The organism is Natronorubrum marinum (genome assembly GCF_052040125.1).
Lineage (GTDB): Archaea > Halobacteriota > Halobacteria > Halobacteriales > Natrialbaceae > Natronorubrum.
Genome location: NZ_JBPPFV010000006.1, coordinates 39,427 through 54,893 on the forward strand (window position 1 = coordinate 39,427; position 15,467 = coordinate 54,893).

The 15,467-nt window shown below is 59.8% G+C and carries 17 protein-coding genes; all 17 read left to right on the forward strand.

What is annotated here, in order from left to right; genetic code table 11:
- The first annotated feature begins 1 nt into the window (after window position 1).
- The 17 genes from ACSFC5_RS22755 to ACSFC5_RS22835 all read left to right on the forward strand — a co-directional run bounded on the left by ACSFC5_RS22755 (window position 2) and on the right by ACSFC5_RS22835 (window position 15,230).
- Window positions 2–829: a hypothetical protein gene (locus ACSFC5_RS22755; protein ID WP_440767500.1), complete on the forward strand. Its 828-nt coding sequence runs from the start codon at window positions 2–4 to the stop codon at window positions 827–829.
- A 141-nt stretch (window positions 830–970) separates the two neighbouring features.
- Entirely contained in the window at window positions 971–2,152 is a 1,182-nt protein-coding gene (locus tag ACSFC5_RS22760; protein WP_440767501.1) for a surface glycoprotein, read from the forward strand.
- A 146-nt stretch (window positions 2,153–2,298) separates the two neighbouring features.
- The gene (locus ACSFC5_RS22765; RefSeq protein WP_440767502.1) at window positions 2,299–2,553 is read left to right on the forward strand and encodes a hypothetical protein; all 255 of its coding nucleotides are present in this window, start codon (window positions 2,299–2,301) and stop codon (window positions 2,551–2,553) included.
- 50 nt (window positions 2,554–2,603) lie between these two features.
- Window positions 2,604–3,335 (forward strand): hypothetical protein, encoded by a 732-nt coding sequence (locus tag ACSFC5_RS22770; RefSeq protein ID WP_440767503.1) that lies wholly within the window; start codon window positions 2,604–2,606, stop codon window positions 3,333–3,335.
- A 288-nt stretch (window positions 3,336–3,623) separates the two neighbouring features.
- Window positions 3,624–3,878, forward strand: a complete 255-nt coding sequence (locus tag ACSFC5_RS22775) for a hypothetical protein (RefSeq protein ID WP_440767504.1) — start codon at window positions 3,624–3,626, stop codon at window positions 3,876–3,878.
- Between the two features lie 2 nt (window positions 3,879–3,880).
- Window positions 3,881–5,161, forward strand: a complete 1,281-nt coding sequence (locus ACSFC5_RS22780) for a hypothetical protein (RefSeq protein ID WP_440767505.1) — start codon at window positions 3,881–3,883, stop codon at window positions 5,159–5,161.
- Window positions 5,158–5,457, forward strand: coding sequence for a hypothetical protein (locus ACSFC5_RS22785; protein WP_440767506.1), 300 nt, complete (start codon window positions 5,158–5,160; stop codon window positions 5,455–5,457). Before ACSFC5_RS22780 ends, ACSFC5_RS22785 begins: the two co-directional genes overlap by 4 nt.
- On the forward strand, window positions 5,450–5,764 hold the full coding sequence (locus ACSFC5_RS22790; RefSeq protein ID WP_440767507.1) for a hypothetical protein: 315 nt from the start codon (window positions 5,450–5,452) through the stop codon (window positions 5,762–5,764). The genes ACSFC5_RS22785 and ACSFC5_RS22790 overlap by 8 nt, the downstream gene beginning before the upstream one ends.
- A gap of 46 nt (window positions 5,765–5,810) precedes the next feature.
- Window positions 5,811–6,065, forward strand: a complete 255-nt coding sequence (locus ACSFC5_RS22795; protein ID WP_440767508.1) for a hypothetical protein — start codon at window positions 5,811–5,813, stop codon at window positions 6,063–6,065.
- Window positions 6,062–6,751 (forward strand): hypothetical protein, encoded by a 690-nt coding sequence (locus ACSFC5_RS22800; RefSeq protein ID WP_440767509.1) that lies wholly within the window; start codon window positions 6,062–6,064, stop codon window positions 6,749–6,751. Before ACSFC5_RS22795 ends, ACSFC5_RS22800 begins: the two co-directional genes overlap by 4 nt.
- Before the next feature lie 46 nt (window positions 6,752–6,797).
- A complete protein-coding gene (locus ACSFC5_RS22805) occupies window positions 6,798–7,796 on the forward strand; it encodes a hypothetical protein (RefSeq protein WP_440767510.1) in 999 nt (332 codons plus the stop codon).
- 16 nt (window positions 7,797–7,812) lie between these two features.
- Window positions 7,813–9,213: a hypothetical protein gene (locus tag ACSFC5_RS22810; RefSeq protein WP_440767511.1), complete on the forward strand. Its 1,401-nt coding sequence runs from the start codon at window positions 7,813–7,815 to the stop codon at window positions 9,211–9,213.
- A 212-nt stretch (window positions 9,214–9,425) separates the two neighbouring features.
- The gene (locus ACSFC5_RS22815) at window positions 9,426–11,204 is read left to right on the forward strand and encodes a hypothetical protein (RefSeq protein ID WP_440767512.1); all 1,779 of its coding nucleotides are present in this window, start codon (window positions 9,426–9,428) and stop codon (window positions 11,202–11,204) included.
- 2 nt (window positions 11,205–11,206) lie between these two features.
- Window positions 11,207–11,464, forward strand: coding sequence for a hypothetical protein (locus ACSFC5_RS22820; protein WP_440767513.1), 258 nt, complete (start codon window positions 11,207–11,209; stop codon window positions 11,462–11,464).
- Complete coding sequence (locus tag ACSFC5_RS22825; RefSeq protein WP_440767514.1) at window positions 11,457–11,810, forward strand: hypothetical protein; 354 nt, start codon at window positions 11,457–11,459, stop codon at window positions 11,808–11,810. The genes ACSFC5_RS22820 and ACSFC5_RS22825 overlap by 8 nt, the downstream gene beginning before the upstream one ends.
- Window positions 11,800–14,262, forward strand: a complete 2,463-nt coding sequence (locus tag ACSFC5_RS22830) for a hypothetical protein (protein ID WP_440767515.1) — start codon at window positions 11,800–11,802, stop codon at window positions 14,260–14,262. Before ACSFC5_RS22825 ends, ACSFC5_RS22830 begins: the two co-directional genes overlap by 11 nt.
- Window positions 14,263–14,264: 2 nt before the next feature.
- Window positions 14,265–15,230 carry a minichromosome maintenance protein MCM gene (locus tag ACSFC5_RS22835; RefSeq protein WP_440767516.1) on the forward strand — a complete coding sequence of 322 codons (966 nt, stop codon included), beginning with the start codon at window positions 14,265–14,267 and terminating at the stop codon, window positions 15,228–15,230.
- Window positions 15,231–15,467 lie beyond the last annotated feature (237 nt).

A 15,467-nucleotide genomic window follows, 5' to 3' on the forward strand; every position in this document is an offset into this window, starting at 1 on the left:
CATGTCTGATTCTGAGTCGCACCCACCGCCCACCTCGAGACGGCAGTATCTCTCGAAGGCGGCTGTCACCGCGGCCGTACCGGGCGCTGCGCTCACGGCGGCAGTCGGGAAGGCGGCCGCTGAGATCGACGACTACGATTGGTCGGACGACGGCGACTACATCGAGCGCACAGACGATCTGGACGAAATCCGGGCGTACATGCCCTATCTCCGGATCTCACCGGATTCGAGACGACAACTAATCGGTCTCTACGGCTGGAAGGCACAGAGCCCGGATCACGACACGGACGCCTACTATATCTGGGCGCGATACACGCACCAGGATGCAGCCGCAGACGATCTCACACTCTTGGACCGGGCGTTTAGCGTCTTCGCGTCGGATTCCCACCTGTGGGATCACGAACCGTCGATCATCTATGTTGATCCACAGACCGGCGAGATCGAGAAGGCGGTCGTCACGGGCTACCACCACTTCCCACTTGAGATCACGAACCCGACGCTCTCAGAAGGCGAGATAGAGGGCCACGAGACCCACCTCAACCTGAACGTCGTTGATCCGTGGCATCATTACACCCACGATCGTCTCGAGAACGGCGTCGACGTGACGAACTTCGCGCGATTCGAATCGTGGCTCGAGCACCGCGACTCGTGGATCGATAACGGGTTCTACGAGAACAGCAATCCGGTAGCGATTGACAACCCGTGGTCGTTTCTCGAGGATACCCACTCTTGGTGGGCGGAAGGAACGTGGGACTACCGCGCCGGAAAGTGGTGGAACATGCTCGGACTCCGCGGGGCCGACGACGCGACGAACGTTCGGTTCGACTGAAAACACGGAGTGATCGATCAATGACCAAACCACAACCATTCGAGAGCGGAGGCGTCCCGCCACCGTACGGCTGACGCGTCTGACACCCCACGCACGCACTGGCACACGACCAACCCACCGACAACACAACACGATTCATCAATGACATTCAAATCACGAGCAGTGGCGACGATGCTGGCTGCGCTGATGATCTTCTCGGTCATCGGCGTGGCCTTCACCGGCGGCGCAGCGGCAACGATCACAGCAGACGGCGACTTCGCGGGCGACGACACAGACACTGTCGTTGGCTTTGCAGCGGAAGAGGGCGAGAACAACACAGCGGTCTACGAAACGACTCAGACGTTCGACGCCGATGCAATGACGGCTAGTGAGGTCGAGGACCCGACTAACTGGGATACCCTCGAACTCACAGTTGAGTACGAGAACAACTCGCTCGTTACCTACACCGCGACGGCCGACGAGATCACGTTCGATGACACGGCGACGGGCGAGACGCCCGCCGAAGTGACGTTCACGATCGAGGATTCGGACCTCGAGAAACTCCCCGGTGACGCAGGCGAGAACACGACCGCCGACGTGACGGTCACGGAGGCCTTCGAGGACGCCGACCACGTCGACGCCGACGCTGATGGCATGGTCGAAGCGACCGAAGCGTTCACTGTCGACTACGAGTTCGCGACCACCCATGCGGTCCGAACCGTCTTCGACTCGGATGACGAGATCGTCTCGGAGTTCGAAGGTCTCGACGACGAGGAAGACGGCTGGTCGCTCTCGAGCCTGAACTTCCTGAGCTCGAGTAGCGACGAAATCGCGACGATCGAAGACGACATTGGCATCAACGGCTCGGAGACCGACGTGCATGTCTACTCCGAATCGGACAATGTGACGGACGTCTTCGACGCGGATCTCGAAGACGCTGAGGACGGCGACCGCGTCGGCTACCTCATGACCTCGAGTCTCGATAACGGCATCGTCTACGTCTTCGCGAACGAACCCGGCGAGAAGATCGGCGGCGACGAAGTCACTGTTGACGACACGTACATCGTAGCCAACGAGGGCGGCGAGTACGATGTGAACCTCGGCGACAACTACAACGGCGAAGAGACGGCCAGCCTGAGCCTTACGGCGGGCGAGAAGTTCGACCGCTCCGACCTGCAGGATGACCTCGATTACTCCGGATGGCAGGCATACGGCCTGAGTCTCGATGTCTGGTCGCTGAGCGACATCACTGACATGATTCCGTTCGTCGGTAGCATGTCGGTCGGCGGCCTCGGGCTTGCTGGCCTGTTCGCCGTCAGCCACCGTCGACGGACCACGCAGTAACGAACCGCTCCCGAACAACCAAACCCCCTACCCGACCCCGAAATTCTCATTTTTGTAGACGCGACACGTGCCCGCGAGTTCCGACGGCTGTGACGCCTTCCAGACGCGGAAGGAATCCCGGAGTTCGAATCCCGGAGCGGGCAATTATGGCAACCAGATCAGGCCATTACGGCCACGACCAGACAGGCGACAATTCGACCGGCGAAATCATCGCCTGGACGTTTATCCTGACCACCTCGTTCTGTGCCGGGGCGCTGCTCATCGCGAGCGCGGCATACGGATGGGGGATCGGATTCAACGGCATCACCGACCCGACTGTGAACGTCCTCGCGGGCGTCGCGATGCCCACGTGGGCGGTCGCGGCGTTCGCTCGAGAACACCGGCTGGTCCCGTCACTGTAGCTCAGGCGGCCGATCACGACGACTCACAGCAACACCACTTTCCAATACACATGACCACGAAATCAGAGACATCGACGACAGACGATCAGACGCATTCGAGGCGGCGGATCCTTCGAGCGTCGGGCGCAACGGTCGCAACGGTCAGCACTGCTGGCCTTGCAACCACGGCCAGCGCCGACGAAAACGACCCCGAATCGGAGGCAACGAAAGGTATCCTCGCAGACGGTCTCGAGGTCGAAGGCGGCGATACGAGGGCGTTTTTCAGCGGCCTCCTGTCGTCCTTTTCGATCGGCCGCTCGACGGAGGTCGACAAGCTAGCTGATGAGATTCGAAACGAGTTCCGGGCCAACACTGAGGCGTGGATCAGCTACGGGAACTGGGTGATTGACACCTACGACAACGTTGAACCGGCCGGATCCGTCACGGTCCAGGTCGATGTCGTCCAGTCACCCTGGTACTCAGACAAGGAAGAACGCGTTGCGACGACCATCGAGGCGACGTTCGACGACGAGAACTACGAGTACACCGGTCTCGAGTGGCATCTCGGCAAACCCGACAACCCGGACTACACGGTTGAAGTCCGTAACTCGGCCGCCGAAGACGCTAACGACGATCTTCTCGAGTATCGACGAAAACACATCGACGAACACGGCGACGACCATCAGCTCCCCGACGAAGAGTACGTCTCGAAAATGGCTGGCAAGTACTCGCCAAGGTTGGTTTTCGGAGACGACAGCGAGTCCGTGCTCAACGTGCTGATCGGCGATATCACCGGGGAGTGAATCGAACCAGATCAACCATGATCCGGAGAGACGACCACAAACGAGACCGGAACGGACGATTCGCGAAGTACGACTCGGACAAACAGGCCGACCGCGGTCACCGAGCTCACGAAAGCTGGTTTCAGACCCAGTTCCGACGGGTACGGTGGTTCTTCGGCGGCCTGATACCGGGCCGCAGTCGAAAGCGGTCGAAGCGAGGCCCGAGAAAGTGACGGAGTAACAGGCTATGCAACACAGACACGACAGAGACGGACTGAACACGAACAGATCGACGCTCGAGGTGGCCCGATGAGCCTTACAGGAATCCTCGGCCGCGCGTTAGATTCGGTGGACAACGCCGCTGACGCGACCGTTGCTGCGACCGAAGCGAAAGTCGACTTGATAATCAAACTCGTCGCGGTACTGCTTGCGGCGATCGTAGTGCTGATCCTGTTTGCGATTGATGCCACGCTCGCCCTCGCGCTCGTCGGGCTGCTGATCGTCGGGATGTACTTGCTCGGAATTGGTTCGGGCGAATCGAATAACGACGGGCCACGGAGGTAGCCATGTCACGGAAAAAAGGAAAGAACGGACCACGGGGACGTGGCCGGCGGACGGACTTCGCGAACGCTCTTCGACGGGGCGAACGCACGGTCTTCGTCTTCGGGTCACAGATCCTGTTGCTCTTCCTCTTCCTGGTGTTCACGGCGATTTCGGCAAGTCGAAACGCACCTATCATGGCCGCGGTCGGTGGGATCGGCGTGTTCCTCCTTGCACGCGTCCTCTTCCCCCTCGAGCGGATCGTCGACTTTTTCGAGTGGGTTGCCTGCGGAAACGCAGGCGAGTGGCTCCACAATCGCTATCTGAGCCTGATGCCCGGTCGGTCACCGAACGACCGTGGCCGCGGCCAGACCACCGTGAAAACGTTGCTCGCACTCGGGACGGTCGTGTTGCTGGTCTCGAGTCTCGCACTCGGCGGCGTCGGTGGTATCGTCGCTGCTGAGGACGACGAAAATGAGACCAACACGGCGTCGGTCACCCACGACGACTACCTCACCGATCCGGCCCTCGAGTCGGAGTTCAACGATACCTCGAGCGTCGAGTTGATCGACCGGAACGTCCGGACGTCTATTGAAGAGACGGAGGCGTTCGTACGCATTGAAGCCGAGAACCCCAACGCCTACCCAGTCGAGATGACCATGAAAGTCCACCCCGATATCATCCCACCCGCGGAGGTGGGGAAGGTCTCGTCGACGAACGACGAGGTCACCTCGAAGTGGCAGAACACGCACGATTTCGAGCGTGATGAATCCTACACGGAGATCACGTTCGAGATGGACGCCGAGTCCGAAGTGACGTTCGCACCGTCTCGCGTGCGCGTACTCGGTATCGCCTGGAAGGATTCGACGACCAGCGGTGACGGGCTCCTCGACCGCGTTCCAAACCCGTTCTCGAGTGACGATCTCGATGAACGCAACTATCGGATGAACTCGAGTGGCGGGACGATCCAGACGGTGCCACTCGAGAACAGCGAGGGCCAGTCGATCGACGATTGGCACGCGGTCTATCGAACGGGACCCGATGACGACTGGAAGCCGATCTCGACCGACAGCTCGGATCCAGCCTTTTACCGGACGACTGACGGCGGCGAGGCCGTCCAGTTCCACTTCGATTCGAACGATCACGCGGAGGGCGAGGTGGAGGTCGAGTTCACGGCGAACCCGAACCCCCTTGACACTATGAAATACGACATTCGGTCGTTCACGGCTGGCTTGTCGGACATGATCAACCTCGATATCCTGTCGGTCGGCGCACCGACACCGATAGCGGAGGTGACCACACCGTGAACCTCCTGCAAGGATCCGCGGCGGTTCTAATCGGACTGTTCGTCTTCGCGAACCTGTTACATCCCGGCGGGTGGCTCGTTACGGGCATCATCGTGGCTCTGATCCTTGTGGCCTACGTCCTAGCCGAGTTCACGCCGGAGTACATCCTCACGACGAACCAGGGGAAAAACGCCCGTAAGAGCAATCGCCAACGGCGTGCAACGGGACTGAACCCGTTCTCACGAACCTCGAGACGTGACTCCGAGAGCCGACAGCAGACACAGACCTCACAGAACCACGGAGACAACAATGAGTGAAATCGCTACGACCGGCGCGATCGTCGTTGTCGGCCTCTTGGTCGGCTGGCTACTGAGCGTCAAGTTCCACGGCGAGAGCCGAACGCTCGAGTCAGTCGCCCGGATCCCGTTCAATATCGCGTGGATTGCGGTCGCCGTGTTCACGATCCTTGGCGGCTACTACCGGGCCGGCGCTGCACTACTGGTCCTGTGGAGTTACTTCTTCTTCAGTAACGCACGCCGCGTCCGCGAAGGCGATATCGAGATGAGTCCCGGTGGGTGGCGTCGACGCGTCGGGAATTGGAATCCCTACGACCGCTCAGACTAACGATTTCGCTTTCGTCGGCCGTTATAACTTCGCTCCAACAGATGACATGAGCCAATACAGACACTGTACCACAGGCACCGTCACGACGAACAAAGAATCGCTGCAACTGTACTTCGACGTGCTCTTCAGCCGATCTCCGAAGAATCCGCTTCGAGGGTCCGCTGAGTACGCTGCCTTTTGCGATTCGGGCGTCATCGTGGCCTTTCCCGTCGGGGAGGTTCCCGAGTTCCCACTCGAGGTTGACCCGCCGGACGACCACCAGTTCGTCGAGACACGACCAGACGCAGATCAAGACCAATGAGTACGTACATCAACACACGACAGCGCACTAGCACAGGCGATACAGACGATCCAGACCAACAGCGGACGGAACTCTCGGAAGTCCGGCAACGGCTCTTCAACGTCTACGAGTACGTCCGCGAGGACGACCCCGAACTCTACCGGGAGATCGACGCGTGGCTTCGCAAATCAGTCTCGATCCCGGACGGAAGCGTCGGCGAGGCCGTCAAATCCCGCCTTCGGGAGATCAAACGCGGCAACAAGATGCGCAAACATCGGGGCGTCGACGATCCGACCGACGCCTTCCACGACGATTGTGAGGGCTGTCCCCACTACGGCGTGGCCTGCCCGATGATCAAAAGCTACCGCGGGAAGCAGACGATCAAACGAATCCTCGAGACGGCCACGTCCGACGGACAGGTTATCGAGGACCTCTCGGATCTCGCCATCGAGGAGGACTGCGACGTGGTGCTCGAGGAACTGGACGACTACCAGAACTCTCACGCGGAGTTCCTGAAAGCAGGTTACGAGTTGAAGGCTCGAGCGACAGAGATCGTCTCCGGGCCGTTGAACGACTCGGAGTTCGATACTGACGGCGACCCCGTCACGACCGAGTTTTCGGAGGACTCGCCCCCACCGGAGGTCGAAGCAACCGTCGCAGAGACTGTCGACGCAGTGATGAGCGACGAGGAGGACGAAGACGAATGATCGAGACTAACCCACCAACTTTCGAGACGCGAGCGGGTGATCGACGATGGTAGACCTTCAATCGGCGGCGATTGGCGGGGTGGCCTTCCTCGTTCTCCTCGGGGCGTTCTATCTCGTCGTCATGAAGCTGACTTCGGTCGGAGATGACGAACGCGATAGCGAAGAGACCGAAGAGCGCCTTTCAATGGCCGACAGAGAGCGACATCGGCGTGCGGGGTTCAGACACCGCGTCTCGAAACAGACGCCGATGGCGCAGGCGTTCATGGGTGCAGTCCTTGTCTTCCTGCTTTACCTCTCGATTGCACTCTACCAGGTCGCCGCGACTGGTCGACCGAGCGACGCAGTCTACGCAGGCTACCTCGAGCAAGCTGTCTTCGGGATGGTCTGTGTCTCAGGCGGTGTCTGGTTCAAGGCCAAGCAGGACAAGAAAGCCGGCGAACTCCAAATCATGGAAGAGCAAGACGAGGGCAACTCTCGGCGCGTCATCAAGTTCGATCGACGACTCGCTCGTGATACCGGCGATGGGGCGACGATCGTCCCCGAACTCAAATCCACACAAGTGTTCGGGTTGTTCTGGCGACCACGGCTCATAGCGGACGATCCGAACCGACGAGACGCCGATCACCGGCTTCCGGACGATCTCGTGACCTACGAGATTCCGAACGACGACTCGGCCGTCTGGAACGAACTGACTGGCGAGGTGACGGTGCGAGCGAAGCGCGTCGGCGAGGTCAACAACCCCGACCGACCGGTCGACTACGAAATCATTCCCTCCGAACGGAAAAGCAAATCCGAGATCCAGGACCTCAAAAACCAGATCAACGAACTCGAGGAGGAACTGAACGGCCAGAAGGTCACGAACGCGATTCTCTCGGAGAATCTCTCCGAAATCGAGGAGATCCTTACGAACGAGGAGTACAGCGCCCTCAAGCGGGTTACCGAATCCCGAGAGGCGCTGAAAGAAGACGAACCGGATCACTACCACTACGACGAGCATGGCCGCGAGCCCGACCGTCGCGGCCGACGACCCGCCTCGAGCAACTAATCCTACGCAAACGAAAATGAGTACACCAACACACCGAGTAGCGACGCGACTCGCAACGCTGTGCATTGCGCTGTTGCTCATCGGGACAGTCTTTGCGGCCCCCGTCGCGGCCGTTGCAGACGATTCGATGGACAGTCCATCGCCGTCGATCCAGACTGCCGATCCCGATGACGATGCCACGAACGACACGCAGACGAACGACACAGACGCATTCGACACTGACGACGGCCCGTCACAGGCCGATAGCGTCCGGATCACACCCGAAAGCTACGACGAGGACTTCCTCGAGATAGAGACCGAGTCACCGGACGAAGTCTACAACACGTCCGGGCCGTTCGCGACGTTTAGCGTCTCCGAACCCGTCGAATCGGTTCGCGTCGAGCAGTCCAATGCCGACGCCCGAGTGCTGGGTGACGGAAACGTCGTCCGAATCGAGTACGAGGACGACGCTGCCGGACGGAACGCGTCGCTCTACACGGCCGAACTGTTCTTCGCAGACGGCTCTGATCACGCAATCGACCTCTATGCGGCCGACACCGACGTTTCGGTAGCCGGCGCGGAGTACGCCCAGTACAGCAATCTGGTCGATTATGTACTCGAGCAGGCCGAAGACGAAGGCTACGAGGCGACGCCCGCGGGATCGGTCGATTACGTCCAAGACACCGAAGAGCGGGCCGAACTGTTCGACAACCTGCTCACCGAACACGTGTTGATGTTTCTCTCGTTGCTCTTCGCAGCGGCACACAATCCAATCACGTGGTTTGTGCTCCTGTCGATCGTCGCAGGCGCTGCGTACTACTTCGAGAAAAAGCACGGGTGGATCCTTCGACTCCAACAGCGCGTCGAGCCTCGGGGCGTTATCCTCCGGGAAGTGATCCGCCAAGAGTACGAAAAGCGCCGGAACGCGGCAGCAAAACACTCCCTCGAGAACGTCGACGAGATCGGGACGAACGCGGCCCGATACTGGAAAGAGACCGATATCGAGACCGTCGACGACATGGTCGAAGTCGTCGCGAAAGGAATCGTCAAAACCGACCATCAAGGCCAGATCGAGTACGACGAAGACGGAAATCAAATCTACGCCCACCACGGCGTCGACGATCTCCTCGACGTTGATCCACTCACGCTCGAGCAACTCCGTAGCGAGACCTGGCTCGCACCCCTGATTCTCGAGGGGCGGCTGGCACCGACGACCGCACTCTCGAATATCGAATCCGCGCTCTTGGTTGCTGAGAAAGAGTATAATAGAGGGAACGAAGTCAGAGAGGCGAGACGGAAAATCGAGGAACTGAACGCAACCCTCTCCGGGAAGCGACAGCACGAGACGGCCGAAACGTCATCGAACGCTGCCCGACCGAACCGACGCTCTGGATCGACTGGACACGGTGCGACCGGGGCAGGGACGGGGGGTGACTGATCGTGTCGCTCTCGATTATCGACCGAGCTGATCCGGAGACGGACGACTCGGCGTCACTGTGGACACGGCTCTCAAACCGTGCGTTCGGTGACCCGCGAAAGGCTCCCCGGCGACTAGCGATACTGCTGGTCTTTGCCCTATTCTCCCTGATCGGACTCGGTGTCTGGTTGGCTGTCACTGCCCGAATCGATACGTCTGGATCGTCGGCCCCAGTGGTCGGCCCCGCACTCCAGGTTCTGACGAGCATTTGGACCATCCCGGTCGTCGCCGCGTGGCTCACCCGCCGGTGGCTGTTCTTCAAACGCAGTCGGTATGCGAGTATCGCAGCTAGCGTGACCGGGTGGACCGAAGCAACGATCAAACACCTCAGCGAAGAGGTCAAGACGACTGACGGCTGTACGCGGGTTATTGCGTCAACCGACCACGCCCGCGAAGAGATTGCCGAGCGGATCGACGCCGCACTCGATGGCGACTCCGACGATGATACAGTCGATTTCTGGGACGACGCCTGCCATGCTGACGACTTCGACTTTGACCACGACAGCTTCGCGGATGACGATGAAACCGACCGCGTTTCGGAGTTGATCGACCGCGAACACGACCTCATCAAAGAGTACAATCGGAAGACCGAGCGCGTCGATCAGTTGCTCAGTGACGCACTCGAGGGCGAGATCGACCCGGCGAAGGCACTCAACGTCGACGGCGACAGGGCGTCGATGACGGACCTGATGGACGACGAGTCCAGCGGTGACGTCGAGGAAGCCGACCAACTGATCGAGGAGTGCAACGCAATCGACGCGGAGATCGACGCTATTCGCGAGGAAATCGAGGATCTCACCGAACCGGATCCGGACATCTCCAGTGACGCCGAGAGCGTTCGCGAGGATATCCAGGCCGGATTCAACGCGGCGATCGCCCTCTCCGACGAAGTCCACGACGTGATGGGAGACCCCGAGTTCTCGTTCAATTTCGATTCACAGGAAGACGCCACCACATCTGAGCGGGAGGAACGGGAGATCCCGTGGCGGGTTCGCTTCCACGAGGAGATCAAGCATCTCTACCTGGACCTCCAGAGCGGATTCCGAACTGGAGACGCTGCAGTCCGGTTCGGTGTCCCTGCGACCGTGACGTTCGTCCTCCAGTTGTTCGCCGTTGGACTCTGGACACATCCGCTGCTGTACGTGCTGTTCGTCGCGACGAGTTCGCTGGTCGGCCTGGGCTGGTACTCGCTTTCGAACCGACGCCGAAAGCGCCGTCTCAAGAAGTATCGCGCGGACTCGAGTGACTCCTACTGGGTCGACTGCGCAGGGCAGTTCAAAACCGTCGAGACGGCTGACGTAACGGCATATATCGGCTTTATCGCCGGTCGACGGTACGCCTCGTACAACCGGGAGCAGTTCGTCCGCAAAACGAGCGAGACGATGTACCAGCACGTAAACGACGAGTGCGTCGGGCCGTCGGAACTCGAGCACTACGCGCGCTGTCTGGCCCAAATGAAGCCGAACCTGCAGGGCTACCGGGATAACATTCTCGAGCCGGAGATCGAACGTGACCTCGAGCAGACTGTTCGCGAGTCCGAAGACGAGCTGATCACGAAAGCTGGACTCGCCTGGACGGTGATCGAGCAACCCAGTACGTCACGAATCGAGAAACGGCTTGGGAACGACCCCGAGATGGTCGGTGACGAGTACCGATATCTCGTCGAAGACGCACACGTGCTCGACGAGCGGGAGGTCGAGTTCGTCGACGCCTCTGGAGAAGTCCAACAGATCACGCTCGTCTTCCCTGCGGATAAGAATCGACTCCCGGATATGTCCGAACGCCACTCACAGTTCTCCGATCGATTCAGTGACCGGAAGGGCGACCCAGTGTACGAGCTCCCCGAGGTGGACCCACGGGACAGCCTGCAAGGGTTCGTCCCGTCGCCACGGGCTGCAGCACTGTTCGATGGCGCTGATCCTGCCGAAGTCGCAGGCAGCGGAGGTGCGTAACGATGTCAACTGACGAGACACCACACGAGACGGACGTAGAGACAGGTCCAGTAGACGAACGCTGGTCGACAAACAATGTTGTAGGGGCCGCACTCCTATTCGGGATGGCGGCCGTCGCGACGCCGATCGCTGCGTTTCTCGAGGGCGGTATGACGGGTGCAATATTCGTCGTGGCCCCGTTGACGGTTATCTTCGGCTACGAATCAAGGATCATCCCACAGTTGAAGTGGGAAATCGCGAGGCGGATTCGGGGTGAGTGACGTGTTCAGAACCCGACTCGAGCGGTTCAAGACCGCATGCAAGTCCTCCGACGCCTACCTGTTCTATTGGCTGTTCGGCGCTGTGATCCTACTGCTCGTCGCAGGGGCCAGCGGAAACGCCGCTACCGGCTGGCAACTGCACGGCGACCCGAGCTGGTATTTCTGGATACCAGGCAGCGGTTCGATTCGGATCATGCCGCTCCGGTACCAGATCACGACGACAGCCGCCCAGATTCTGACTGTCGCGCTGTTCACGCTCTGGGCCGCCCCATCCAAGCACCGTACTGAATTGCTCGCCGAAGGGATCCATCCTGATCTGAGAGGTGATCGAGACGATGTCAACTGACGACGACGATCAAACACAGACCCAACTCGCACGCTACGACGAGATTCAGGCGCGTGACTCGACGAACATCGAGACGGCGCTGGGCAACCTCCAGCGTAAAGGACTCGAGAAAAGCAAACGCCGCTCGCAGGCCGAACACGAAGCCCTCATTCGGAACCTGATCACGGAGGCGCGTCGGTCGCTGGCCGGCGATGGCGACTATCACGCCGACGACTTGCTGTTGGCACTCCACTGGCTCATCAAACGGGACCCGGATCTCTCGGAGGTCCTCAGTCCCGTGTACGAGGATCTCGACGACCAGACGAAAACCCGATTCCACAGTCACGACCGCGCCCGGTCGAACGGTCGCTCGCCCCCAAGCGCGGAACAGGAACTCCAGGCGCTGACGAAAATCGCGAAGCAACTCGGCTACCTCAACTCCATCGTCGACACGAGTCGGTATGCACCGGTTCGCTTCGCACCGATCGACGAACCCGGCGCTCGAACGACCGTCGACGAACCGACGCCCGTGGGACGCCTGCGGATCGCGAAGGACTCAGCCGTCGATCTCGAGGACCGGGTCGTCGAGATCCCCCACCAGTCGTGCGACCATATCGGAGCGATTGCCCTGCCCCGGCGTGGGAAGGACTCGACGCTCGTCTCGCTCGGAAAGAATCTGCAGAGCGAACACGGCTACTCCTACATCTCGATCATGGACGACGGGCGGATGGAGACGCCGATGATCGGGATTCCGAACGACGAGAAAGTAATTCAGGATAACCTCGAGCGGATGGGCCAAGATCCGGATGCAATGGCTACAGACGTCTTCGTGCCGTCGATGGGCGAGGTTCCCGATCTCCTGCCGTCGAACTTCGAACTCTTTACGATCGGCATCGACACGCTCACACCGCACTTGATCTTGCGACTCGCGGGTGTGACGAAATCCGACGAGACGGTCGAAGCGCGAATCAAGAAAGCACTCGACGTGACACTCGAGAACAGCGGGTCGGTCTCTGAATTAGTATCGCGTCTGCAGGTTTATGCCCGTGAGATGGAAGCGACCATCGAGTGGACCGAAATCGAGGAGAAACAGTCTGGGGGCCACTCGACAGAGACGTATCGGGCGCACTACCAGATGGACGCCGAAAGCGCACTCGAAAAGGCCGCCCAGCGGGTCGCACAACTCGCCGCGGAGGGACTGATCACGTCCCCGGCAGCGGCGACGAACATCGATATGAACGCGATTATCGCCGACCAGGAGCGGGCGGCGGTGCTCTGCTGTAACTTCCTCGGGTCCGGATTAGAGCCCCTAAAGTACGTGATCATGGATCTCTGGCTGCGGCTGATCTACAAGGCTCGAGACGAGAATCCACGGTTACCTCGCGTTTGTATCGAAATCCGCGAACTCAAGAATATCGCGCCGTCGAAGATGGCCGACGTTCGGTATAAATCCGACATCAAGACGCTACGGCAGACCATCTTCTTCCTCACAACGCAGGGTGGCTCGAGGCGGATCCTGTTACTCGGTTCGACGCAGAAATGGAACGACGTGTACAAACCCGTTCGATCGAATATCGCTATCAAATTCCTGCTGCAACTCGGGGAAGACGAGATCGACACGCTGGACAAAACGCATCACTTTTCGTGGGAACAACAGCGCCAACTCTCCGAGTTCGATATCGGCTGGGGGATGATCATCTCCGAAGGGAAGCCCGATTACCCGGTCGAACTCCGGGGTGCGCCCTGTGGACTCGGTCTCGGTGACCGGCATTGGCGTGATCGATACGGCGTCGCGTGGGGCGCACGCGTCCGCGAACACGACCGTGACGCGTGGCGGGGCGACGAAGACGACCCTGAATGGTGGGTCAACGTCGTCGACTGCCGTGTTCACGACTTCGATGACTACGGCACACCGGAGATCGGACAGTGGTTCCTCTTGCCCGAAGACCTGGAGGATGTCGACGTGTCGATCTCCGACGGTGCGCCGGTCGCCGGCCGGTTCCTCGAGACACCAGGGGAGAAACGCCGCGAGTGGGTCGACGCCGCACTCGAGGCGCGTCGGGACCACGAGATCCCGAACGACCTCCTCCTCCAACCGAGTGGCCACGAGGGCAAGCAACGCACCGTCACGCTCTCGGTCGACGACGTTGAGTCGAACATCGGCGATATCGCGGAGGACCACGCGGTCCCCGAGCCGATCCACTCGTGGCTCGAGGCTGATACTCGCAAACGCGAGCGGCTGATCGAAGCTATCACCGTACTCGCCGAACACGACGAACTGACGACGATCGCCGACGTTGCCGATCACCTCTCCTACAGCGGGTCGACGCTGCGAAACTACTGGTCGTCCGATGACGATCTCGAGGAGTGTTGGATCAAGAAGGGCAAGGAGTACGTCCTCTCCCCGGTCGGCGAACAGGCGGTGGATCTCGATTGGGAGCTGATCACTGAGAAACTCGAGGAACTGGAGTAACGATGTCTGTAACCTTTGACGAAGAAAACATCGAACAGACGTACCACACGCTCGTACGCGACGTATTCGAGGGAACCGTTCGAAAGGTGAACAGCCACTATCCTGACGAAAAGTCCGTACGATTCGATTGGGAACGAATCAACGACTTCGATGAGAAGACCGGTCGTCAGTCTATCCGAAACCCCAAAACGGTTCGTGGAAAACTCGAGGCGGCAATCTCGGCGTGGGACGATGTCGACATTCCCAGATCCATCGTCCGTGTCCACAATATCCCCGAAAAGCACCACTTTCGCGTCGGGAAGCAGCGAACGACACATCTCGGTCAATTGGTGACGATCGAGGGCGAGGTCGTCGAGATGGAGGGCGTAAAGCCCTTTGCTCGAGAGGCGGCACTCGGCTGTCACCAGTGCGGGACGCTGAACTACGTCCCGCAATCCTACGGCAAGATGATCGAACCGGCAGAGTGCATGGGCTGTGAGAAATCGTCTGGCCCGTTCCTGTTCAAGCGCGAACGGTCGGATCTGATCGACTACCGAAAGATCATCCTTCAGCGGTCGGATACGAATCTCGACGACGACCCACCGACGCTGATCGTCTATCTCACGCAGGATCTCGTCGACCGTGTCGGGCCGGGTGATCACGTCTCACTCGTTGGTTACTACGATACCGGGCGGATTCAGAAGAAATCTATCCTCGAGACGTTCCTCGAGACGTGGGACATCGAGTCCCACCAGGAAGGTGTGCTGGCTGACCAACTCTCACCGGACGAACTCGCCGATCGAATCTTCGAGGAAGTCGAGCAACTGCAAAACGACGATCCGTCGTCGTTCGGTGCCGACCGCGACACGGTACTCGACCGACTCGTCGATGACGGCGTGCGAAGACAGGAAGCACAGTCGGCACTCGAGGGCCTGATCGACGAGAAAGAAGTCAGCGAAGTCGGTGGGGACAAGCTGATGACGACCTAGTGTCCAGTCGGGTCGGTTTGTCCACTCCCGAACGGACAGCGTCTGGGGGCGTGTCCAGAATCTCCCAAACCGGGCTGGACATCGCTGTCCAGAATCGAATTTGGAGAAATCAGGTTATTCGAGCGGTCTAACTGACGAACGTAATCCACTGTCCAGTTGTCCGCGGACACGCGCCGTGTACGCGGGTACAACGTAGCGTCCCCACAGTACAATTGTAGTCCGATCAGTCAGACCGAC

Excerpts from the sequence above, each read along its gene's own strand:
- ACSFC5_RS22765 (WP_440767502.1), top strand. The coding sequence starts at position 2,299 with ATGGCAACCAGATCAGGCCATTACGGCCACGACCAGACAGGCGACAAT.
- ACSFC5_RS22780 (WP_440767505.1), top strand. The coding sequence starts at position 3,881 with ATGTCACGGAAAAAAGGAAAGAACGGACCACGGGGACGTGGCCGGCGG.
- ACSFC5_RS22800 (WP_440767509.1), top strand. The coding sequence starts at position 6,062 with ATGAGTACGTACATCAACACACGACAGCGCACTAGCACAGGCGATACA.
- ACSFC5_RS22760 (WP_440767501.1), top strand. The coding sequence starts at position 971 with ATGACATTCAAATCACGAGCAGTGGCGACGATGCTGGCTGCGCTGATG.
- ACSFC5_RS22830 (WP_440767515.1), top strand. The coding sequence starts at position 11,800 with ATGTCAACTGACGACGACGATCAAACACAGACCCAACTCGCACGCTAC.
- ACSFC5_RS22805 (WP_440767510.1), top strand. The coding sequence starts at position 6,798 with ATGGTAGACCTTCAATCGGCGGCGATTGGCGGGGTGGCCTTCCTCGTT.
- ACSFC5_RS22775 (WP_440767504.1), top strand. The coding sequence starts at position 3,624 with ATGAGCCTTACAGGAATCCTCGGCCGCGCGTTAGATTCGGTGGACAAC.
- ACSFC5_RS22820 (WP_440767513.1), top strand. The coding sequence starts at position 11,207 with ATGTCAACTGACGAGACACCACACGAGACGGACGTAGAGACAGGTCCA.
- ACSFC5_RS22770 (WP_440767503.1), top strand. The coding sequence starts at position 2,604 with ATGACCACGAAATCAGAGACATCGACGACAGACGATCAGACGCATTCG.
- ACSFC5_RS22835 (WP_440767516.1), top strand. The coding sequence starts at position 14,265 with ATGTCTGTAACCTTTGACGAAGAAAACATCGAACAGACGTACCACACG.
- ACSFC5_RS22790 (WP_440767507.1), top strand. The coding sequence starts at position 5,450 with ATGAGTGAAATCGCTACGACCGGCGCGATCGTCGTTGTCGGCCTCTTG.
- ACSFC5_RS22755 (WP_440767500.1), top strand. The coding sequence starts at position 2 with ATGTCTGATTCTGAGTCGCACCCACCGCCCACCTCGAGACGGCAGTAT.
- ACSFC5_RS22810 (WP_440767511.1), top strand. The coding sequence starts at position 7,813 with ATGAGTACACCAACACACCGAGTAGCGACGCGACTCGCAACGCTGTGC.
- ACSFC5_RS22795 (WP_440767508.1), top strand. The coding sequence starts at position 5,811 with ATGAGCCAATACAGACACTGTACCACAGGCACCGTCACGACGAACAAA.